At 68.2% G+C, this 18,948-nt stretch carries 23 protein-coding genes; 13 read left to right on the forward strand and 10 right to left on the reverse strand.

Features of this window, described 5'->3' with window-relative positions:
* Positions 1-24 precede the first annotated feature (24 nt).
* The 3 genes from ACFYTS_RS08735 (at position 25) to ACFYTS_RS08745 (ending at position 678) form a co-directional block, all read left to right on the forward strand.
* The gene (locus ACFYTS_RS08735) at positions 25-243 is read left to right on the forward strand and encodes an MbtH family protein (RefSeq protein WP_357091190.1); all 219 of its coding nucleotides are present in this window, start codon (positions 25-27) and stop codon (positions 241-243) included.
* A gap of 120 nt (positions 244-363) precedes the next feature.
* On the forward strand, positions 364-510 hold the full coding sequence (locus tag ACFYTS_RS08740; protein WP_357281707.1) for a hypothetical protein: 147 nt from the start codon (positions 364-366) through the stop codon (positions 508-510).
* Between the two features lie 39 nt (positions 511-549).
* On the forward strand, positions 550-678 hold the full coding sequence (locus tag ACFYTS_RS08745) for a hypothetical protein (protein ID WP_357281705.1): 129 nt from the start codon (positions 550-552) through the stop codon (positions 676-678).
* 166 nt (positions 679-844) lie between these two features.
* Here ACFYTS_RS08745 and ACFYTS_RS08750 read toward each other — a convergent pair whose 3' ends face one another.
* Positions 845-1,720: an esterase/lipase family protein gene (locus ACFYTS_RS08750; protein ID WP_387302344.1), complete on the reverse strand. Its 876-nt coding sequence runs from the start codon at positions 1,718-1,720 to the stop codon at positions 845-847.
* Positions 1,721-1,954: 234 nt separating this feature from the next.
* Between ACFYTS_RS08750 and ACFYTS_RS08755 the strand changes: the two genes are divergently transcribed.
* Positions 1,955-2,158 (forward strand): hypothetical protein, encoded by a 204-nt coding sequence (locus ACFYTS_RS08755; protein ID WP_357091198.1) that lies wholly within the window; start codon positions 1,955-1,957, stop codon positions 2,156-2,158.
* A gap of 19 nt (positions 2,159-2,177) precedes the next feature.
* Here the strand turns inward: ACFYTS_RS08755 and ACFYTS_RS08760 are convergent, their stop codons facing one another.
* The gene (locus tag ACFYTS_RS08760; RefSeq protein ID WP_387302346.1) at positions 2,178-3,398 is read right to left on the reverse strand and encodes a TetR/AcrR family transcriptional regulator; all 1,221 of its coding nucleotides are present in this window, start codon (positions 3,396-3,398) and stop codon (positions 2,178-2,180) included.
* A 65-nt stretch (positions 3,399-3,463) separates the two neighbouring features.
* Between ACFYTS_RS08760 and ACFYTS_RS08765 the strand changes: the two genes are divergently transcribed.
* Positions 3,464-3,907, forward strand: coding sequence for an SRPBCC family protein (locus tag ACFYTS_RS08765; protein WP_357281699.1), 444 nt, complete (start codon positions 3,464-3,466; stop codon positions 3,905-3,907).
* Positions 3,908-3,942: 35 nt separating this feature from the next.
* Positions 3,943-4,710, forward strand: coding sequence for an enoyl-CoA hydratase (locus ACFYTS_RS08770; RefSeq protein WP_357281698.1), 768 nt, complete (start codon positions 3,943-3,945; stop codon positions 4,708-4,710).
* Here ACFYTS_RS08770 and ACFYTS_RS08775 read toward each other — a convergent pair.
* The 4 genes from ACFYTS_RS08775 to ACFYTS_RS08790 form a co-directional block, all read right to left on the reverse strand.
* Positions 4,677-5,030 carry a hypothetical protein gene (locus ACFYTS_RS08775; RefSeq protein ID WP_387302349.1) on the reverse strand — a complete coding sequence of 118 codons (354 nt, stop codon included), beginning with the start codon at positions 5,028-5,030 and terminating at the stop codon, positions 4,677-4,679. The two genes, ACFYTS_RS08770 and ACFYTS_RS08775, sit on opposite strands and share 34 nt — an antisense overlap.
* Positions 5,031-5,042: 12 nt before the next feature.
* Positions 5,043-5,354, reverse strand: coding sequence for a helix-turn-helix transcriptional regulator (locus tag ACFYTS_RS08780; RefSeq protein ID WP_357281696.1), 312 nt, complete (start codon positions 5,352-5,354; stop codon positions 5,043-5,045).
* Complete coding sequence (locus tag ACFYTS_RS08785; protein ID WP_387302351.1) at positions 5,347-5,718, reverse strand: type II toxin-antitoxin system RelE/ParE family toxin; 372 nt, start codon at positions 5,716-5,718, stop codon at positions 5,347-5,349. The genes ACFYTS_RS08780 and ACFYTS_RS08785 overlap by 8 nt, the downstream gene beginning before the upstream one ends.
* A 185-nt stretch (positions 5,719-5,903) precedes the next feature.
* A complete protein-coding gene (locus ACFYTS_RS08790; protein ID WP_357281693.1) occupies positions 5,904-6,497 on the reverse strand; it encodes a TetR/AcrR family transcriptional regulator in 594 nt (197 codons plus the stop codon).
* Positions 6,498-6,609: 112 nt separating this feature from the next.
* Between ACFYTS_RS08790 and ACFYTS_RS08795 the strand changes: the two genes are divergently transcribed.
* The 6 genes from ACFYTS_RS08795 to ACFYTS_RS08820 are packed head-to-tail and all read left to right on the forward strand — an operon-like array spanning position 6,610 to position 14,650.
* The gene (locus ACFYTS_RS08795; RefSeq protein WP_387302353.1) at positions 6,610-8,172 is read left to right on the forward strand and encodes a carboxyl transferase domain-containing protein; all 1,563 of its coding nucleotides are present in this window, start codon (positions 6,610-6,612) and stop codon (positions 8,170-8,172) included.
* An 8-nt stretch (positions 8,173-8,180) separates the two neighbouring features.
* The gene (locus tag ACFYTS_RS08800; protein ID WP_387302355.1) at positions 8,181-10,184 is read left to right on the forward strand and encodes a biotin carboxylase N-terminal domain-containing protein; all 2,004 of its coding nucleotides are present in this window, start codon (positions 8,181-8,183) and stop codon (positions 10,182-10,184) included.
* A complete protein-coding gene (locus ACFYTS_RS08805) occupies positions 10,181-11,341 on the forward strand; it encodes an acyl-CoA dehydrogenase family protein (protein ID WP_387302357.1) in 1,161 nt (386 codons plus the stop codon). Before ACFYTS_RS08800 ends, ACFYTS_RS08805 begins: the two co-directional genes overlap by 4 nt.
* Positions 11,338-11,871, forward strand: a complete 534-nt coding sequence (locus ACFYTS_RS08810) for a MaoC family dehydratase (RefSeq protein ID WP_357281686.1) — start codon at positions 11,338-11,340, stop codon at positions 11,869-11,871. Before ACFYTS_RS08805 ends, ACFYTS_RS08810 begins: the two co-directional genes overlap by 4 nt.
* Positions 11,868-12,701 (forward strand): HpcH/HpaI aldolase/citrate lyase family protein, encoded by an 834-nt coding sequence (locus ACFYTS_RS08815; RefSeq protein WP_387302360.1) that lies wholly within the window; start codon positions 11,868-11,870, stop codon positions 12,699-12,701. The genes ACFYTS_RS08810 and ACFYTS_RS08815 overlap by 4 nt, the downstream gene beginning before the upstream one ends.
* 5 nt (positions 12,702-12,706) lie before the next feature.
* Positions 12,707-14,650, forward strand: a complete 1,944-nt coding sequence (locus tag ACFYTS_RS08820) for an acetoacetate--CoA ligase (RefSeq protein ID WP_387302362.1) — start codon at positions 12,707-12,709, stop codon at positions 14,648-14,650.
* Positions 14,651-14,679: 29 nt separating this feature from the next.
* Here the strand turns inward: ACFYTS_RS08820 and ACFYTS_RS08825 are convergent, their stop codons facing one another.
* From ACFYTS_RS08825 to ACFYTS_RS08835, 3 genes are all read right to left on the reverse strand, one after another.
* Positions 14,680-15,105 carry a DUF4254 domain-containing protein gene (locus tag ACFYTS_RS08825; protein ID WP_387302364.1) on the reverse strand — a complete coding sequence of 142 codons (426 nt, stop codon included), beginning with the start codon at positions 15,103-15,105 and terminating at the stop codon, positions 14,680-14,682.
* A 210-nt stretch (positions 15,106-15,315) separates the two neighbouring features.
* Complete coding sequence (locus tag ACFYTS_RS08830) at positions 15,316-15,897, reverse strand: TetR/AcrR family transcriptional regulator (protein WP_387302366.1); 582 nt, start codon at positions 15,895-15,897, stop codon at positions 15,316-15,318.
* Positions 15,898-15,934: 37 nt separating this feature from the next.
* Complete coding sequence (locus tag ACFYTS_RS08835) at positions 15,935-17,083, reverse strand: epoxide hydrolase family protein (protein WP_387302367.1); 1,149 nt, start codon at positions 17,081-17,083, stop codon at positions 15,935-15,937.
* A 95-nt stretch (positions 17,084-17,178) separates the two neighbouring features.
* Here ACFYTS_RS08835 and ACFYTS_RS08840 point away from each other — a divergent pair, with 95 nt between their 5' ends.
* Positions 17,179-18,147 carry a helix-turn-helix transcriptional regulator gene (locus ACFYTS_RS08840; protein ID WP_387302369.1) on the forward strand — a complete coding sequence of 323 codons (969 nt, stop codon included), beginning with the start codon at positions 17,179-17,181 and terminating at the stop codon, positions 18,145-18,147.
* Between the two features lie 75 nt (positions 18,148-18,222).
* On the opposite strand, the gene ACFYTS_RS08845 is transcribed toward ACFYTS_RS08840, so the two are convergent.
* Positions 18,223-18,948, reverse strand: a complete 726-nt coding sequence (locus ACFYTS_RS08845) for an ABC transporter ATP-binding protein (RefSeq protein ID WP_357281674.1) — start codon at positions 18,946-18,948, stop codon at positions 18,223-18,225.

An 18,948-nucleotide genomic window follows, 5' to 3' on the forward strand; every position in this document is an offset into this window, starting at 1 on the left:
CCAGGTGAGAAAGGCTGATCCACCATGAGCAATCCATTCGATGACGAGAATGCCCAGTTCTACGTGCTCGTCAACGAGGAGGCCCAGCACTCGCTGTGGCCGGTGTTCGCCGCCATCCCCGGCGGCTGGACCGCCGCGCACGGTCCGGCCCTGCGGCAGAGCTGCCTGGACTATGTCGAGGCGCACTGGACCGATATGCGACCGGCGTCGCTGGTTCAGGCCATGGCGGTCGAGCCCGAATAGACCCGCGGAATACCGAGTTCCGCATCCACAGACCCGGGGTCGAACGACCCCGTGCGGCGGTCCCGAGAACAAACACACATCGAGGGGGTCTGTCCGCGTCGTGAAAGAAAGGGAATCACCATGACCACCACTCCTCCGGATCCGGGCACCGCGCCCTCGGTCGACATCGGCGCCGTCGTCTCCCAGGTTCTGAAGTTCCTGGGTGCCGGTTCCACCGCGAGCTACAACCCCAAGGGCCCGAAGCTCAAGAAGCACAGCGCGAAGTAATTCGCGCCGGACACACGAAATTCTCGAAAGGAAATCGCGATGGATTTCTACACTGGCAGCGGTATGACCGACCTGCTCATCGCAATTGCCAAGGTGGTCGGCTCCGGCTCCTCGACCTCGGTCACCCAGCCGGGTGGCGGCACCACTACCCCGACTCCGGTCGTCTAGGAGGCGTGCATGTTCAGCGGTAGTGCTGTGAACGACTTTCTCAGCTTCCTGGCGAAGTCGCTGGGCACCGGCTCCTCCTTCACCTGGCCGCCGGCGACTACGTAGCAGCTTTCGGGCAGGTGTGTGAAGGCCGCCAGGACAATCCGTCCTGGCGGCCCCCCGGGGCTCAGCGCCGCAATCGGTCCAGGACCCAGCCCGCGGTCTCGGCGCTGGATCGGATCAGGGAATGGTCCACCGGCGCCGCGTCCGGGAACAGGTCCTCGTAGACCGCGTTCTCGACGCCCGGTTCGTCGAGGGTCGAGCACAGCGGCGCGGGCGTGGCGAGCTGATCCCGGCGCGTCGCGATCACCGCATAGGTGACCCCGGGCTGGGTGACCCGAGTGTCGAAAATCGCCTTGTACACCGGCGAATCCGGTGTCATCTGCAGGGCCGTGGCCAGCTCCGGCGAGGCCGCCGCCAGCAGGGTGCTCAGCACGGGCAGCTCGTGCAGCAGCTGCACGGGGGTGATGGGCGGATTCGGGATGCCGAGGACGCCCGCGCCGTCGCAGCCGCGCACCTCGGGCGTGATGAACACGGCGTGGCTCACCGTCGGCGCTCCGCCCAGCAGCTTCAGGTAATAGTTCGACACGATGGTCCCCGCCGAGTGGGCCACGATCTCGACCTTCTCGGCCCCGGTGGTCTCCCGCACCTTCCCGATGAAATCCGCGATCTGCCCTGCCTCGGCGGGCATGTCGCCGTTCCATCGCTTCCCGTTCACCACACCGCCCTGGAACAGCAGCGCGCAATATCCGGCCCCGCGCAGTGCGCCGACCATGGTCTCCCACTGCGCGGCGGTCTGATCCGTGGTGCCGTCCCCGCCGGGCAGTACCACCACGGGATATGGATGAGCCGCCGTCGGCCCGCAGTCGATGACCGGTTCGATGGTGTCCCCGACCGGCAGCGGCCGATCCGCGGACCCGGTTTCCGGCGCGGCCTGCGCGGGCGCGGCCGACCACAGGACGGCGGCGCTCAGCGCTACCGCGACAGTGCTGATGATTCTCATGGGCAACAACGCCTTTCGGCCCTCGTCGTGCAGTCCTCCCCGACCATGCGCTGTGCACGATACCGGCGGTCCGCGGGAATTCGGTGAAGCGAATTCGACTCGCGCACGCAGCTTCGTGGGTGAGCGAACGATTGGCAAATATATTTGCTCAGAACATAAATAACGCTCACCACGAAAGAGTCCCGGAGCGCCCGAACTCGCGCAATCGCTGAAGATTAGCTATGAGAGGGAGATATGAGCCGGCCTGAGCCCCTGGAACCACACGTGATCGGTCTCTACTGGGACCGGGACGGCGATATCTGGCAGCGGGAGGACGGCGGCTGGCGGCTCATCCTGCAGAGCGGCGTGGCCGTGGACCCGGTCTCGCTGTGGGAGTGGGACAACGGGCACGTCTGCGACTACGCGCCGTTCGTCCCACTGACCGCGCTGAAGGCCTAGCGCTCCGGCGTCAGAAGGCTCAGCGCTCCGGTGCGTCCGTGCCGAACAGGGTGACCTCCATCAACCGGATCACCCTGGGCGGCGGGCAGATCGACGCGTGACCGCCGAACTCCCGCCCCAGATCCACCACCAGACCGAATCCGGCCTGCACCAGGATGCGCGCCTCGCTCTCGGACAGTTCCGGGCGCACCGCCACCAGCAGCCGCACCCACTCGGCCACGATGAGCCGCTGCACATTGCGCAGCATCGTGCGCTCCTCGGCCGAGACATGGCCGAACTCGGCGTAGTACACGAAGGTCAGCTCGCGCTCGGCGAACGATCCCGCGACATACAGATCCACCAGTTTGCGCAGCGCCTCGGCCGGAGTCGACGAGGTCGCCACCGCCGGGCCGATCGCCCCGGACACCCGGTCCGCCGCCCGGCGGAACGCGGCGGCCAGCAGGTCGCCCTTGCTGCGGTAGTACCGGTACACCGCCGAGGCCGCCGACAGATCGGCCGCCGCCGCGATGTCCTCCACGCTCACATTGGGATAGCCGCGCTGGTGGAACAGCTCCACCGCCTTCTTCAACAGCAGCTCGTGCTTGAAACTGCGCGGGATCTCCACCGCCCGCGGGGGCTCCGCCGCGGTGCCCTCCGGCGGCAGCTCGGTGTCGAGGATGGCGTCGCAGGCCGAATGCAGCAGGGCCGTCAGCGATTTCGCGGGCAGGGTGGCGTGGTGGTCGCCGATGCTGGAGATGACGCTGAGCATCGACACCGCCCGCACCGCGCGGTCGTGCCCGTCGAGTTCGGGCCGCACGTCCGCGATGAGCGCGCGCAACGTGGTCAGTGCCACGATGAACTGCTCCTCCAGGATCTGCCGATCGGTGTCGTCGAGATAGCGGCGCTCCCAGCGCACCAGGGTGACGGTGGCGCGATTGGCGATGGTCTCGGCGATCATCCGATCCAGCACCCGGTTCAGCCGGGCGCGCGGGGACAGGCCCTCGGACTCGTCGGGCAGCGTCGCCGCCTCGGCGGTGAGCCGCGACAGGCGGAGCAATTCCTCCCGGAACAGCGCGTACTTGCTCGGATAGTGCCGGTACAGGGCGGCCGACGAAATACCGAGCCGGGTGGCGATGTCCTCCATGCTCACGCCGTGGTAGCCGAGTGATCCGAAGGCGGCGGCCGAAGTGGCGGCGATCTGCGCGCGCCGATTCTTCGGGCGGCGGCGGATCACGCGCTGCGGCTGCTCCTCGACGGTCATATCGCAATGGTAATCACCAGGCCTTTCGGCCGACGTCCCGCCGCCGATCTCGGTAGTCTGCCGGGATGCGCACGGTTGACGTCGAACGCACCATCGCCGCCCCGCCCGCGGATGTCTTCGACTGGCTCACCGATGTCGCGAATTATCAACGGGTTCCGTTCGTCCGCCGCGTCACGCTGGTCCGTCCCGGTAATACCGCGGGCAACGGCGTGGGAGCGGTGCGGCTGGTGGTGACCCCGCTCATGCGGCTCACCCAGGAGATCACCGAATACGATCCGCCCCGGCTGATGCGGTATCGCGGGCTGAAATCCGTTCCGCGCCTGCGGCATCAAGAGGGTTGGATCAGCTGCGAGCCGGTCGAGGGCGGCACGCTGGTGCGCTGGTCGACGACCTTCGAGGTCGCCGCGCCCGTGCTCGCGTCGCTGTGGACCTTCCTGTCGGCCCCGGTGGTGAGCCTCAGCTTCGACATGGTGCTGCGGACCGCCGCGCGCGAACTGCGCGGTGCGTGAACGCGGCGCCCCGCGCGCCGTTACCATCTGGGGCCATGGCCGAGATCAAGGTGGAGCGCCTGGGCTCCGTGGCGCTGGTGACGGTGCACGACCCCGACAAGCGGAATGCGTTGACGCTGGATCTATCCGCCGATCTCGCGGACGCGGTGGCCGACGCCGAGGCCGATACATCGGTGCACGCCCTGGTGGTCACCGGCACGCCCCCCGCCTTCTGCGCGGGCGCCAACCTGACCGCGCTGGGCGAGGCGAAGGAAGAGGGCCTGCGGGCCATCTACGAAGGCTTCCTGGCGGTGGCGCGCTGCACACTGCCGACCATCGCCGCCGTCGGCGGGCAGGCCGTGGGGGCGGGCCTGAACCTGGCCCTGGCCGCGGACCTGCGCTTCGCGAATCCCAACGCCCGCTTCGACGCTCGCTTCCTGCGCCTGGGCATCCACCCCGGCGGCGGCATGACCTGGATGCTGCAGCGCGCGGTGGGCCCGCAGCAGGCGACGGCCATGACGCTGTTCGGTGAGGTGCTCGACGCGCACGACGCGGCCGCGGCCGGACTGGTGCACCGGGTCGTCGACGGCGACCACGCCGCCCTGGTCGCCGCCGCCGTCGAATACGCCTCCGCGACAGCGGAAGTCCCGCGCGAGCTGCTCATCACCACCAAGCGCACCATGCGCGCCACCCGTGCCCTGCCCACCCACGCCGAAGCGGTCAGCACCGAGGTGGTCCCGCAGCTCGCCTCGCTGGAGTCGCCGGAGTTCGCCGCCCGCCTCGCTGCCGCTCAGAACCGGATCAGCGGCGCATCGAAGAACTGAAAACTGTTGGCGGCGAAACCGGAAGGCCCGCACCGGGCGATAAGCTGGGCACATACGGTTCGCTTGCCGAAGGCCTTGCCGGCCTGGCGCTCCGCCTGAGCAGGTTGGCAGCCAACCACTACGCGGTTTGGATGCTGTTGCACAAGACAGAATCCGCAGGCATTCCAACCTGCGGATCCATATGAGTGGACCTGACGGACCAGCATACGAACCGCGCGGTGCTGGTCGACGGGCCGGACATCGCGATCCGCGCGGTCGGTGCCCGCCGCGCCACGACGGGCGGGCACCGATGAGCCAACGACCGTTTCGCCCTCACCCATGATCGTCGACGATCATGCGGCATCGTTCTTCTCGAACCGCGCGACAAACCGCAGTTCCAGCGCGTGAGCCAACCGTTCCAACATGCCGATAGTGGGTGTGCCGCCACCGGATTCCAACCGGGACACCTCGGGCTGACGCAGCCCGGCCCGCTGCGCCAGTTGCGTCTGCGAAAGCCCGAGTTCGAGGCGTCGCTCACGGATGGCATTGGCGAATTCGATCGCCAGCCGTGCTTCCTGACGCCCGGCGTCGTACTCGTCGGAATCGAACTCCGGTCGGTCGACCCTCGAGTTTCGTAGCTCGTTCATCGATGTGTGCTCAGCCATCTCCGTCTACCTTTCGATCGAAGCTGTTTCGGGCATGCTCATGCTCGCTTTCGCACATCTTCCGCAGCGCCTTTGCCCGGTCCACCTCCGCAGTCTCCCGCATCCGGGTCTTCCGGAAGACCGTCAACAGCACAACCCTGCGGTCCGGTGCCAACCAGTAGGTAATGCGCATCTCTCTGGGATGCAGGTGAAATCGGAGTTCCCGTACCCCGTCGCCAAGGTTGCGGGACCACGGTTCACCCAACGTCTCAGCATTCTCGGCGAGCATCCCGACGTAGGTGTCGACACGACCGAAGTCGCGATCCGATAGTGACCGCAACCATTCGGCCACTTCGGGTTCGACCTCGACGGCATACAAGCCCATAGGATGGATCCTATATAGGATCCATCCTATGGGCAAGGAAGCGGTGCGCCGCGAGGGCGAGGCGTTGGGCGCAGCATTCGCGCATGACCGCAAATGCGACGAAGCCGCAAGAGTTGACCTGCGGCTTCGTTGTTTGTGGAGTTAAGGGGACTCGAACCGCTACGTCAGGGTCATGTTTCGAGTGCTCAGCTCAGGGCGGCGAGGGCCATGCGGCGCAGGATTGGGCGGGCCTTGGTGGCGCTGGCTGGGGCGCTGTGGGGGGTTGAGTTGATCAGGCCGAAGGTTGCGTGGGCCTGGACGCGGGCGGCCTGCTCGGGTAGGTCGGGGCGCAGTTCGCGCAGCACCGCCACCCACACCTCGACGTACTGTCGCTGGGTACGTCGCACTTGGCGGCGGGCGGACTCCGGCAGGTTCTCCAGGTCGCGGTCCTGGATGCGGATGAGTTCGGGCTCGCCGAGGGCGAAGTCGAGGTGGAAATCCACGAGGCCGTCGAGCGCCTCGCGCGCTGAACGCGCGGCCTGCGCCACGGCGCGGCCGCCGTCCAGCAGCCGCTGACTGATCCCGACCAGCAGCTCGACCAGCAGCGCCTCCTTGTTGGGGAAGTGCCGGTACACCGCGGGCCCGCTGATCCCGGCTGCCGCGCCCAGATCGTCGAGCCGCATGCCGAGGAAGCCGCGGTCCGCGATCAGCCGCGCACCCGCCTCCAGCAGCTGTTCCCGACGCTGCGCCTTGAGCTGCTCGCGCCGGGTCAGCCCCACGGGTTCCGTCGCACTGTTCACCGTGGCTCCTTTCGCCGGTGCTGGACAACTCAGTTAATGAAGATTATCTTATTTTCCAGTTATTGGTGACTAACCGAATGGGCCGGATCGGCCGATCGGGGAGGCGGAGCGAATGACGCTGACCGAACAGACGCGGACCGGGAACCGGGCCGCGCACCTGGCGTTGGTCGACGAGTTGCGGGAGCGGCTGGCCGTGAGCTCGCTGGGCGGGCCGGAGAAGTCGCGGGAACGGCACCTGGCGCGCGGCAAGCTGCTGCCGCGCCAGCGCGTGGACCAGCTGCTCGACACCGGCAGCCCGTTCCTGGAGTTGTCGCCGCTGGCGGCCAACGGCATGTACGACGACGAGTGCCCGGGCGCGGGCATGATCGGCGGCATCGGCCGGGTCTCCGGGCGCGAGTGCGTGATCCTCGCCAACGACGCGACGGTCAAGGGCGGCACCTACTACCCGATGTCGGTCAAGAAGCACCTGCGCGCCCAGGAAGTCGCCCTCCAGAACAATCTGCCGTGCGTCTACCTGGTCGACTCCGGCGGTGCGTACCTGCCGCGGCAGGACGAGGTGTTCCCCGACCGTGACCACTTCGGCCGCATCTTCTTCAACCAGGCCACTATGAGCGCCAAGGGGATCGCGCAGATCTCCGCGGTCATGGGCTCGTGCACCGCGGGCGGCGCGTACGTCCCCGCCATGAGCGACGAGACCGTCATCGTGCGCAATCAGGGCACCATCTTCCTGGGCGGCCCGCCGCTGGTGAAGGCGGCCACCGGCGAGGTCGTCACCGCCGAGGAGCTGGGCGGCGGCGACCTGCACTCGCGCACCTCCGGCGTCACCGACCACCTGGCCGAGAGCGATCAGGACGCGCTGCGGATCGTGCGCAATATCGTGGCCACGCTGGGCCCGAAGACGCCGACGCCGTGGGATGTCGCGCCGACCGTGGACCCGATCGCGCCGCAGGACGAGCTGTACGACGTGGTGCCGGTGGACCTGCGCACCCCCTACGACGTGCGCGAGGTCATCACCCGCATGATCGACGGCGGCGCGTTCCAGGAATTCAAGGCCGAATACGGCAAGACCCTGGTCACCGGCTTCGCCCGGATCCACGGCCACCCGGTCGGCATCGTCGCCAACAACGGCGTGCTGTTCGCCGAATCCGCCATGAAGGGCGCGCATTTCATCGAACTGTGCGACAAGCGCAAGATCCCGCTGCTGTTCCTGCAGAACATCACCGGCTTCATGGTCGGGCGCGACTACGAGGCGGGCGGCATCGCCAAGCACGGCGCGAAGATGGTGACCGCGGTCGCGTGCGCCCGGGTGCCGAAGCTGACCGTGGTGATCGGCGGGTCCTACGGCGCGGGCAACTACTCCATGTGCGGGCGCGCGTATTCGCCGCGCTTCCTGTGGATGTGGCCCAATGCCCGGATCTCCGTCATGGGCGGCGAACAGGCGGCCTCGGTACTGGCCACCGTGCGCGGCGACCAGTCGGAGGAGGACCTGGAGAAGTTCAAGGCCCCGATCCGCGAGCAGTACGAGGCCCAGGGCAATCCGTATTACTCCACCGCCCGCCTCTGGGACGATGGCGTCATCGACCCGGCCGACACCAGAACCGTTGTCGGCCTGGCCCTCTCGGCCTGCGCGCAGGCCCCGCTCGAGCCCGTCTCCTACGGCGTCTTCCGGATGTGATGACCTTGATGAACAAAGCTCAAACCGTCGCGTTCGATACGGTGCTCGTCGCCAATCGCGGTGAGATCGCGGTCCGCGTCATCCGCACACTGCGCGACATGGGAATTCGCTCCGTCGCCGTCTACAGCGACGCCGACGCCGACGCCCGCCACGTGCGCGAAGCCGATACCGCGGTGCGCCTCGGCCCGGCCGCCGCGCGTGAGTCCTACCTGAACATCGACAAGGTGGTCGCGGCCGCCGTGCGCTCCGGTGCGCAGGCCGTGCACCCGGGATACGGCTTCCTGTCCGAGAATTCGGCCTTCGCGGCCGCGCTCGACGCCGCGGGCATCGCCTTCCTGGGCCCGTCCGCGCGCGCCATCGAGATCATGGGCGACAAGATCACCGCCAAGAACGCGGTCGCCGAATACGGCGTGCCCGTGGTGCCCGGCATCGCCAAGCCCGGCCTCACCGACGCCGAATTGATCGACGCCGCGACCGAGATCGGCTACCCGGTGCTGGTCAAGCCGTCCGCCGGTGGCGGCGGCAAGGGCATGCGACGCGTCGACGATCCGGCCGATCTGCCCGCCGCCCTGGTCAGCGCCCGCCGCGAGGCCGGCGCCGCCTTCGGCGACGACACCCTGTTCCTGGAACGCTTCGTCACCCGCCCCCGCCACATCGAGGTGCAGATCCTGGCCGACCAGTTCGGTCACGTGCTGCACCTGGGCGAACGCGAATGCAGCCTGCAGCGCCGCCACCAGAAGGTGATCGAGGAAGCGCCCTCGCCGCTGCTGGACGCGCAGACCCGGGCGCGCATCGGCGCGGCCGCCTGCAACACCGCGCGCAGTGTCGACTACGTCGGCGCGGGCACGGTCGAGTTCATCGTCTCCGCGGACACGCCGGACGAGTTCTTCTTCATGGAAATGAATACCCGGCTCCAGGTGGAACATCCGGTCACCGAGCTGGTCACCGGCGTCGACCTGGTGGAATGCCAGGTGCGGATCGCGGCCGGGCAGAAACTGGCCGCCGCGCAGGAGGACGTGCGCCTGACCGGGCACGCCATCGAGGCGCGCGTGTACGCCGAGGATCCGGGCCGCGACTTCCTGCCCACCGGCGGCACCGTGCTCGCCCTGTCCGAGCCGGAAGGCCCGGGGGTGCGGGTGGATTCGGGCCTGCGCACCGGCACCGTGGTCGGCTCCGACTACGACCCGATGCTGTCCAAGGTCATCGCCCACGCCGCCGACCGCGGCGCGGCCATCGCGAAACTCGATGCGGCCCTGCGGGACACCCAGATCCTCGGCGTGCGCACCAATACCGATTTCGCGCGCTTCCTGCTCGCCGATCCGGAGGTCCTCGCCGGACAGCTCGACACCGGCCTGCTCGATCGCCGCGCCGCCGACTTCGTCCCCGCCGCCGTCACCGACGAGCAGTTCATCGCGGCCGCCGCGCGGCTGTGGCTGCGGCGCTGGCCGGACGGTCCGGTGGATCCGTGGCAGCTGCCCACCGGCTGGCGGGTCGGCGCGCACGCGCCGTTCGGCATCCGCCTGATCGGCGGCGACCGCACCGCGCACGTGTTCTTCTCCGGCACCCCGGACCGGGCCACCACCTGGATCGAGGACGGCGAGCGGCGCACGCTCACTGTCGATGCCGACAGCGACACGCTCACCCTCGCCATCGACGGCCTGCGTGGCCACTACCGGGTCGCCACCGCGCCCGGCCACATCTGGGTCGCCGACCGCACCGGCACCGCCCTGCTGCGCGAGGTCGCCGAGGCCGATGTCCGCGGCGGTGACGCCCACGTCGGCGATGCCGAGATCCAGAGCCCCATGCCGGGTTCGGTCATCGCCACCCCCGCCGCCGACGGCGATGTCGTCGCGGCGGGCGCCCCCATCGTGGTCGTGGAGGCCATGAAGATGGAACACACCCTCACCGCCCCCATCGCCGGCCGCGTCGAAATGCTGGTCGAGCCGGGCGCGCAGGTGAAACTCGAACAGCCGCTGGCTCGCATCATCGTCGAGGAGAACACCCAGTCATGACCGATTTCCTGTCCACCGGAACGCTTCCGGACGAGTACCGCGAACTCGCCCTCACCGTCCGCGACTTCGCCAACCAGGTGGTGGCCCCGGTCGCCGCCAAGCACGACGCCGAGCACAGCTTCCCGTACGAGGTCGTCTCCGGCATGGCCGACATGGGCCTGTTCGGCCTGCCGTTCCCCGAGGAGTTCGGCGGCATGGGCGGCGACTACTTCGCGCTCTGCCTGGCGCTGGAGGAGCTCGGCAAGGTCGACCAGAGCGTCGCCATCACCCTGGAGGCCGGTGTCTCGCTGGGCGCCATGCCGATCTACCGCTTCGGCAACGACAAGCAGAAGGCGGAGTGGCTGCCGCTGCTGGCCAGCGGGCGCGCACTGGGCGCCTTCGGCCTGACCGAGCCTGGCGCGGGCAGCGACGCGGGCGGCACCCGCACCACCGCGGTGCTCGACGGCGACAGCTGGATCATCAACGGCTCCAAGCAGTTCATCACCAACTCGGGCACCGACATCACCCGGCTGGTGACGGTCACCGCGGTCACCGGGGGAGTGGACGGCAAGAAGGAGATCTCCACGATCATCGTTCCCGCCGACACCCCGGGCTTCACCGCCGAGCCCGCCTACAACAAGGTCGGCTGGAACGCCTCCGACACCCACCCGCTCAGCTTCGTCGACGTGCGGGTGCCGCAAGAGAACCTGCTCGGCGAACGCGGCCGCGGCTACGCCAACTTCCTGCGCATCCTCGACGAGGGCCGGATCGCCATCGCCGCGCTGTCGGTCGGCGCGGCCCAGGGCTGCGTGGACGAGAGCGTCCGCTACGCCAAGGAGCGCGAGGCGTTCGGCCGCCCGATCGGCAGCAACCAGGCCATCGCCTTCAAGATCGCCCGCATGGAGGCGCGCGCCCACATGGCCCGCACCGCCTACTACGACGCGGCCGCGCTCATGCTGTCCGGCAAGCCCTTCAAGAAGCAGGCCGCCATCGCCAAGCTGGTCGCCAGCGAGGCCGCCATGGACAATGCCCGCGACGCCACGCAGATCTTCGGCGGCTACGGGTTCATGAACGAATATGCTGTGGCCCGGCACTATCGCGACAGCAAGATCCTGGAAATCGGTGAGGGCACCACGGAGGTGCAGTTGATGCTGATCGGTCGGGAGCTCGGCCTGTGAGCGAGCGCAGCGAGCGTCCATCGGAGACAGTCGAGGTGAAGCGGGTCGTCCAGCGCGGCTTGTGGTTCGACGAGTTCGAGATCGGTGTCGTCTATGAGCACCGGCCGGGTCGAACCATTACCGAGGCCGACAATGTGCTGTTCACGACGCTGACCATGAACACCCAGGCCCTGCACCTGGACGCGGCGTTCTCCGATGCGCTGCCGCCGTTCCATCAGCGCCTGGTGAACTCCATGTTCACGCTGTCCACGCTGGTGGGCCTGTCGGTCGCGCAGCTGACCCAGGGCACCATCGTGGCCAACCTCGGCTTCTCCGACATCGCCTTTCCCAAGCCGCTCTTCCACGGGGACACGCTGTACGCGGAGACCGTGGTGACCGATCTGCGGGAATCCAAGAGCCGTCCGGGCGAGGGCATCGTGACCTTCGCGCACACCGGACGCAATCAGCACGGTGACATCGTGGCCACCGCCGTCCGCAAGACCCTCGTCAGACGGAATCCAATGTCCAGCACACCGGGAGAACCCGCATGAGTTGGGAAATGCCCGGTCCCGCTTGGCTTTTCTGCCCGGCGGACCGGCCCGAGCGGTACGGCAAGGCCCTGGCCGCCGCCGACGTCGTCATCATCGACCTCGAGGACGGCGTCGCCGAGGCCGACAAGGCGTCCGCTCGTGAGGCGCTGATCGCCAACCCGCTGGACCCGCAGCGCACCGTCGTCCGGGTCAACGCCGCGGGCACCCTCGAGCACATGCTCGATCTGGACGCTCTGGTGCGCACCGAATACCGCCGCATCATGCTGCCCAAATGCGAATCGGCCGAGCAGATCACGCGGCTCGCCGACTACGAGGTGATCGCGCTCATCGAATCCCCGCTGGGCGCGCTCGCCGTCGGGCGGGCGGTCATGGTGCGCAATGCCATCGGCGTCATGTGGGGCGCGGAGGACCTGGTCGCCGCGCTCGGCGGCAATTCCAGCCGGCACGCGCACGGCGGCTATCGCGATGTGGCCCGGCACGTGCGGTCGCAGTCGCTGCTGGCGGCCAAGGCGTACGGCAAGTTCGCGCTGGACTCGGTGTACCTCGACATTCCGGATCTGACCGGGCTGGCCGCCGAGTCCGCGGACGCGGTGGCCATCGGCTTCGACGCCAAGGTGGCCATCCACCCCAGTCAGCTGCCGGTCATCCGGACCGCCTACGCGCCCGCCGCCACGGAGGTCGACTGGGCGCAAAGACTTTTGGTGGAAGCACCCAACCATCGGGGTGTCTTCACCTTCGAAGGGCGCATGGTGGATATGCCGGTCATCCGGCACGCCGAGCGCATCGTGCAGCGGGCCGACGCGGCCGGCAGCGCGGGATACGCGTCGTAGGAGGTATGGCGGTGGAACCACAGTGGGTGCCGAGCGACGACGATCTCGCCGAGGCCCAGGTGACCAGCTTCGCGCTGTTCGTCGAGAAGCGCACGGGACGGTCCTTCCCGGACTATCAGGCGTTGTGGCAGTGGTCGATCGACGACCTGGAAGGGTTCTGGGGCGCGCTCTGGGACTACTTCGACCTCGGCGAACGGGCCGGCGATGTGCTCGGCTCCGTGGAGATGCCGGGCGCGCGGTGGTTCCCGGGGGCGCGGTTGAACTATGTCGAGCAGGTGCTGCGGCAGGTCCGTGACGACCGGCCCGCGATCCTGTCGGTCGACGAGACCGGTGAGATCACCGAGATCTCCTGGGCCGCGCTGGTCGCCACCGCCGCCGCGTTCGCGCGCACCCTGCGCGCACTGGGCGTCGGCCCAGGCGACCGGGTCGCCGGATACCTGCCGAACATCGCCGAAGCCGTCATCGCGTTCCTGGCCACGGCCGCCATCGGAGCCATCTGGAGCGCTTGCGGCCAGGACTATTCCGCGCAGGCCGCCCTCGACCGGCTCGGCCAGCTCGAGCCGAAGGTACTGGTCACGGCCGACGGGTACCGCTTCGGCGGCAAGGTACACGACAAGACCGCCGATATCGCGGCGCTGCGCGCGGGCCTGCCCTCGCTGGCCGGGACCGTCGTGGTGTCGCGCATCGGCGCGGCCGTGCCGGACGCGATCGCCTGGGAGAACGTCGATCCGGGTGACGCGGAGGTCGACCTCGACATCGAAGCCGTGGACTTCGCGCACCCGCTGTGGGTGCTGTACTCCTCGGGCACCACCGGCAAGCCCAAGGGCATCGTGCACGGACACGGCGGCGTGCTGCTGGAGCATCTGAAAGCCGTTGCCCTGCAATCCGATATCGGGCCCGAGGACACGTTCTTCTGGTACACCAGCCCCAGCTGGATGATGTGGAACTTCCAGGTCGCCGGACTGCTGGTCGGCGCCACCATCGTCTGCTACGACGGCAGCCCGGCCGCGCCCACCCCGGACGCGCTGTGGCGGCTGGCCGCCCGCACCCGTGCCACCGTCCTCGGCACCAGCCCCGGCTATGTGCTGGCCTGCGCGAAGGCCGGATCGGTGCCGCGCGCCGACCACGACCTGTCCGCGCTGCGGCTGGTCGGCATCACCGGCTCGTCGCTGCCGCCGTCGTCCTCACTGTGGCTGCGCGACAATGTCGGCGAGCGGGTGCCGGTGGCCTCGATCAGCGGCGGCACCGACGTGGTGTCGGCGTTCATCGGCGGCGTCCGCACCGTGCCGGTGTGGCCGGGCGAACTGTCGGCCCCGTATCTCGGCGTGGCCCTGGACGCCTGGGACGAACAGGGCAATCCGGTTCGGGACGAGGTCGGTGAGCTGGTCATCACCAAGCCGATGCCGTCCATGCCGGTGTCGTTCTGGAACGACGCCGACGGCTCCCGCTACCGCGACGCGTACTTCGAGATGTTCCCCGGCGTCTGGCGGCACGGTGACTGGATCACCATCACCGGCCACGGCAGCATCGTCGTGCACGGGCGCTCGGATTCCACCCTGAACCGGCAGGGCATCCGCATGGGCAGCGCCGACATCTACCAGGCGGTGGAACGCATTCCGGAGATCGCCGAAGCGCTGGTCATCGGTGCGGAACAACCGGACGGCGGCTATTGGATGCCATTGTTCGTGGTGCTCGCCCCCGGCGTCGAATTGACCGACGAATTGCGCGGCCGGATCAATGCGACCATTCGCGCGGAGGTGTCCCCGCGGCATGTCCCCGACGAAATCATCGCCGCCCCCGGCATTCCGCACACCCGCACCGGCAAGAAGCTGGAAGTGCCGATCAAGAAGCTCTTCCAGGGCGCGGAAGCCGCCACCGTGGTGGCCCCCACCGCCGTCGACGTGCCCGAGCTCCTCGATTGGTACGCCGCCCAGAAGCCGCGCGGATAACCGGAAGCCCGCGGGATGCGCGGCGCTTCTCAGTGTGCACCGGGCAGGCGTCGCCGCCCGGTGCACACCTCCGACGCCAAATCCTCGTAGCCGACGGCCAATTCGGCCAGATGTTCCCAGGCCACGGTGAGATCCCGGCCGGATTCGCGCGCCAAGGCGGCGTAGGCGGCGGCGGTGAGCCGGGCCAGCCGGTCTATGACCGCGCCGAGCGTCTCGGTGTGCACGCGGGCCGCGCCGTGCGACGGCGGCAATTGCGCTGTCACCCAGCAGTCGATCTCGTGCACCAAATTCGAACGGCGCGTATCGAGTTCGGTGAGCTGCTCCGGCCGGGCACTGAGCAGGCGCTCGTGAAGTCCGGTCAGATCGTGCGCGGCGCGCAATAGTGGATGTCCGGGAAAACCTGTCCCACGGCAAGCCTGAAGGACTTGGTTCTTGGATGGCAGTGTGTCCCTCATCGCTACTGCTCCTAATACCGCTACCTGCGAATTCCAAGCACAGTAGTCAGCGTAGATGACAGGGACGTGTCTGCCGGTTCAACAGCCCACTGCCATTCCGCTAGGGGAACCTCGCCATAACCGGAGATCAATCGGTGAGCCTCTCCTATGTGGAACGATCAGTCTCGAATCCGGCGGGTCGTGAAAACTGTGGATGAATCGGAAATCCGTTCAGCCGAGCAGGGATACAGCCGTCCGCGCGGCATCACGCAGGCGCGCAGCGGAATCCGGTGTTCGCTCGAGAACTCGGACACCCTGGAGGAAGACCAGGAGGAATCGGGCAAGTGAACGCGGATCCGAATCCGCGGCCAGTTCCCCCTGCGCGCGAGCCCGCAGCAACGCCGAAGTCAGCGTCGTTTCCAGGTGCGCCCAGCTCGACTCCACCAGCCGCGCCACCGCCTCGTCGGTGCGAGCCCGTTCGACCGCGCTGTTCACCACCATGCAACCCAGATATGAATTGGGACTGGAGGCTTCACGCACGAACCGCTCGACCAGACCGCGCACCGCGGGCAGTACCGGACCCGGCTGCGACAGCTCCGCCATGATGGCCGGATCGGTGGTCTCGAGATAGCGCCGCAGGGCCTTCAGATAGAGGTCGCGCTTACCGCCGAAGGTGCCGTAGATGCTCGCCTTGGCAATCCCAAGATGCTCAACCAGATCCGCCATCGACGTCGCCTCGTAGCCCTGCTCCCAGAACAATTCGAGCGCGCGGTGCAAGGCGGTGCCGGGGTCGAACTCCTTGGTCCTCGCCATGACGAGCACCCTACGTCTTTCGGGACCGTCCGGTCCGCTAACGCTGCCGTGACACGAGGTCGAAGAAGGTCTGGATATCGGCCGTGTGCGCCCGGGGCACGTCCATGGCGAGGAAATGGTTACCGGTATTGCCCTCGGGCCAGTACGCGATGGTGTTGTCCCGTTCCGCGAGGCGGCGCATGAGCGGCGACCCGCCGGAATACACGCCGATCGGGACCAATTTCTGGCCCGCCGGCCAAGCGAATCCGTCGTCGCCGAGGCCGTTGTACATGGGCCACGACGAGGTGGCGGCGGTGTTGGTGAACCAGAAGACGCTCGCGTTGGCCAGCAGCTGGTCGCGGTCCACCGCCTCCTCGAGGTGTTCCGCCAGTGGCGAGAACTCGGTGAACTTGTGCACCAGCCAGCCCAGCAGCCCGACCGGCGAATCGGTCCACCCGTGCGCGAAGGTCTGCGGCGCCTGCCGCAACAGCACATGGTGGTTCACCCCGGACTGCCACTTCTGCATGAGATCCCATTCCGCGCGTTCCTCGGCCGTCATGGTGGGCACATCCGCCGCGGTCGGCATCCCGATACCGCCGTCGATGTGCACGCCGATCAGATGATCCGGGTCGGCGATCGCCATCTCCTGCACCACGTACGCGCCCAGATCCCCGCCCTGCGCGCCGTACCGGTGGTAACCGAGCCGCGCCATCAGCTCCACCCACATGCGGGCGACCCGGCGCGGCTTCATCCCCGGCTCACGCGGCCCCTCGGAGAACCCGAACCCGGGTACCGACGGAATCACCACATGGAACGCCTGCGCCGATCCCATGCCGTGCGCCCGGGGATTCGTCAGCAGCGGAATGGTTTTCGTGAACTCCACGAAGCTGTTCGGCCACCCGTGCGTGAGGATCAGCGGCACGGCCTCCGGATCCTCGGAACGCGCATGCAGGAAATGCACATCCAGCCCATCGATCTCGGTCCGGAACTGCGGAAACTCATTGAGTGCCGCTTCCTGTGCACGCCAATCGAATTCGGTGCGCCAGTACTCGGCCAGCTCGCGCAGATAATCCACCGGCACACCACGCTCCCGGCCCGGCCCCGGTAGCTGCCCGCTCCACCGGGCCCGGGCCAGGCGGTCGTGGAGGTCGTCGAGCTCGGACTGCGGTACGGCGATGCGGAACGGGCGGATATCGGCGCTGGTCATCGTGGCTCCCCTTGGTCTTCGGTCAGCGGTTCGATGACCAGGCTACGAAGCATGTAGGACTATTCTTGTCCTATTTCGAGCGCAGGATGGGATTCATGAGCGATACGTCGGCCCGGCTGCTTCGTTTGCTGTCCCTGCTGCAGACCCCGCGCGAATGGCCCGGCAGCGAACTGGCGGACCGCCTGGGCGTCACCGACCGCACGGTGCGCCGCGATATCGACCGGCTCCGCGACCTCGGCTACCCGGTCGAGGCCACCATGGGGGCGACCGGCGGCTATCGCCTGGTGGCCGGCGCCGCCATGCCGCCGCTGCTCCTCGACGACGAAGAGGCCGTGGCCATCGCCGTCGGCCTGCGCGGCGCCGCGGGATCCGCCATCGCCGGCATCGAGGAGGCCTCGGTCCGTGCGCTCGCCAAACTCGAACAGGTCCTGCCCGCCAAGCTGCGCCGCCGAGTGCGGGTACTGGGTGTCGCCACCATCGCCCCGGGCGCGGGAGCGAATATCGTGGACCCGGAACTACTCACCGCACTGGCGGCGGCGATCTCCAACACCGAACGCGTCCGTTTCGGGTACGAGGCGGCGAATGGCGCCGAGACCCGTCGCCATGTCGAACCGGTCGGCCTCGTGCCGTACAGGCACCGCTGGTACCTGGTCGGGTTCGACCTCGACCGCGGCGATTGGCGGAGTTTTCGAGCCGACCGGGTCGGTCGAGTGCTCGCCACCGGGGCTCGGTTCTTGCCCCGGGAGCTTCCCGCGGCAGACCCCGCCGCCTACATCATCGGCGATCGAACCGACTGGGGGACGTCGTCCTTGCACTTCCAGGTAGATATCGCCGCTCCGGCCTCGGCCGTGATCGGTCGGCTGGGGGAGGGGCCGGGCGATATCGTCGAACGGGGGCCGGAGGCTTGTGCGCTGGACATGCGGCGCGATGATCTGCCGGAGTGGGTGGCGCATCGCTTGCTGCAGTTGGGGGTCGAGATCACGGTGCACGGTCCGGCCGAGCTGGTGGAAGAGATGCGGAAGATTCGTGACCGTGCGGCGCGTGCGGTCGACGGCAAGAGCTGAAGAGCGCACGACGCCGGACCGAAAGCTGGATACCGGACGCAGTCGTGGCGACCCCGTCCGGTATCCCTGGGCAATTCAGGCGGCAATCGCCGATTTCTGCTGTGTAAGAACGCCATCCACCATCTGGTAGACGCTGTCCATCTGATCCAGATGCGAAAGATCGTGCGTGACGAGCAGAGTGGCCGCACCGTGCTCGCGCACGATCCCGACGATCAGATCGATGATCGCGGCCCCACGTTCCTGATCCAGCGCACTGGTCGGTTCGTCGATCACCAGCAACGACGGATCATTCATCAGCGCCCGCGCGATATTGACCCGCTGCCGCTGCCCACCGGAAAGCTGAGCCGGCCGCTTGTTCTCGTGGCCGCTCAACCCCACCGCGTGCAGCAGATCCCGCGCCCGCGCGCGAACTTCACGCCGCTTGCCGGGCGAAACGAACCAACTCTGCCCCAGGTGCACCATGGCCTCGAGCTGCTCGATCGTGGTCAGCGCGGGAATCAGATTGGACTGCTGGAACACGATCCCGATCGAATTCCGCCGCATCGTCGCCGCATCCCGACGGCTCAGCTCCGCGAGATTCACGGTCCCGGAGGCGGTGTCGAGTTCTACGCGCCCCGATTCCGGGCGCAGCAGCGTCGACACCGTGGCCAGCAGCGTGGACTTGCCGGACCCCGACGGCCCCGTGATGGCGGCGATCTCGCCGCCGCCCACGCGCAGGTTCACGCGGTCGAGCGCGGTGATGCGCTCCGCGCCGTCCGGGAAGGTGAGGGTGAGGTCGGAGACGGTCAGTGTGTTGGTCAT

Origin of the sequence: Nocardia sp. NPDC004151 (assembly GCF_042874235.1) — a bacterium.
Classification (GTDB): domain Bacteria; phylum Actinomycetota; class Actinomycetes; order Mycobacteriales; family Mycobacteriaceae; genus Nocardia.

Bases quoted from the DNA above. Each gene is read 5' to 3' on its own strand.
- ACFYTS_RS08750 (WP_387302344.1), bottom strand. From the start codon at position 1,720: ATGAGAATCATCAGCACTGTCGCGGTAGCGCTGAGCGCCGCCGTCCTG.
- ACFYTS_RS08845 (WP_357281674.1), bottom strand. From the start codon at position 18,948: ATGACCAACACACTGACCGTCTCCGACCTCACCCTCACCTTCCCGGAC.
- ACFYTS_RS08840 (WP_387302369.1), top strand. From the start codon at position 17,179: ATGAGCGATACGTCGGCCCGGCTGCTTCGTTTGCTGTCCCTGCTGCAG.
- ACFYTS_RS08815 (WP_387302360.1), top strand. From the start codon at position 11,868: ATGAGTTGGGAAATGCCCGGTCCCGCTTGGCTTTTCTGCCCGGCGGAC.
- ACFYTS_RS08820 (WP_387302362.1), top strand. From the start codon at position 12,707: ATGGCGGTGGAACCACAGTGGGTGCCGAGCGACGACGATCTCGCCGAG.
- ACFYTS_RS08765 (WP_357281699.1), top strand. From the start codon at position 3,464: ATGCGCACGGTTGACGTCGAACGCACCATCGCCGCCCCGCCCGCGGAT.
- ACFYTS_RS08835 (WP_387302367.1), bottom strand. From the start codon at position 17,083: ATGACCAGCGCCGATATCCGCCCGTTCCGCATCGCCGTACCGCAGTCC.
- ACFYTS_RS08830 (WP_387302366.1), bottom strand. From the start codon at position 15,897: ATGGCGAGGACCAAGGAGTTCGACCCCGGCACCGCCTTGCACCGCGCG.
- ACFYTS_RS08735 (WP_357091190.1), top strand. From the start codon at position 25: ATGAGCAATCCATTCGATGACGAGAATGCCCAGTTCTACGTGCTCGTC.
- ACFYTS_RS08805 (WP_387302357.1), top strand. From the start codon at position 10,181: ATGACCGATTTCCTGTCCACCGGAACGCTTCCGGACGAGTACCGCGAA.
- ACFYTS_RS08780 (WP_357281696.1), bottom strand. From the start codon at position 5,354: ATGGCTGAGCACACATCGATGAACGAGCTACGAAACTCGAGGGTCGAC.
- ACFYTS_RS08785 (WP_387302351.1), bottom strand. From the start codon at position 5,718: ATGGGCTTGTATGCCGTCGAGGTCGAACCCGAAGTGGCCGAATGGTTG.
- ACFYTS_RS08825 (WP_387302364.1), bottom strand. From the start codon at position 15,105: ATGAGGGACACACTGCCATCCAAGAACCAAGTCCTTCAGGCTTGCCGT.
- ACFYTS_RS08800 (WP_387302355.1), top strand. From the start codon at position 8,181: ATGAACAAAGCTCAAACCGTCGCGTTCGATACGGTGCTCGTCGCCAAT.
- ACFYTS_RS08775 (WP_387302349.1), bottom strand. From the start codon at position 5,030: ATGGGTGAGGGCGAAACGGTCGTTGGCTCATCGGTGCCCGCCCGTCGT.
- ACFYTS_RS08745 (WP_357281705.1), top strand. From the start codon at position 550: ATGGATTTCTACACTGGCAGCGGTATGACCGACCTGCTCATCGCAATT.
- ACFYTS_RS08755 (WP_357091198.1), top strand. From the start codon at position 1,955: ATGAGCCGGCCTGAGCCCCTGGAACCACACGTGATCGGTCTCTACTGG.
- ACFYTS_RS08740 (WP_357281707.1), top strand. From the start codon at position 364: ATGACCACCACTCCTCCGGATCCGGGCACCGCGCCCTCGGTCGACATC.
- ACFYTS_RS08770 (WP_357281698.1), top strand. From the start codon at position 3,943: ATGGCCGAGATCAAGGTGGAGCGCCTGGGCTCCGTGGCGCTGGTGACG.
- ACFYTS_RS08760 (WP_387302346.1), bottom strand. From the start codon at position 3,398: ATGACCGTCGAGGAGCAGCCGCAGCGCGTGATCCGCCGCCGCCCGAAG.
- ACFYTS_RS08795 (WP_387302353.1), top strand. From the start codon at position 6,610: ATGACGCTGACCGAACAGACGCGGACCGGGAACCGGGCCGCGCACCTG.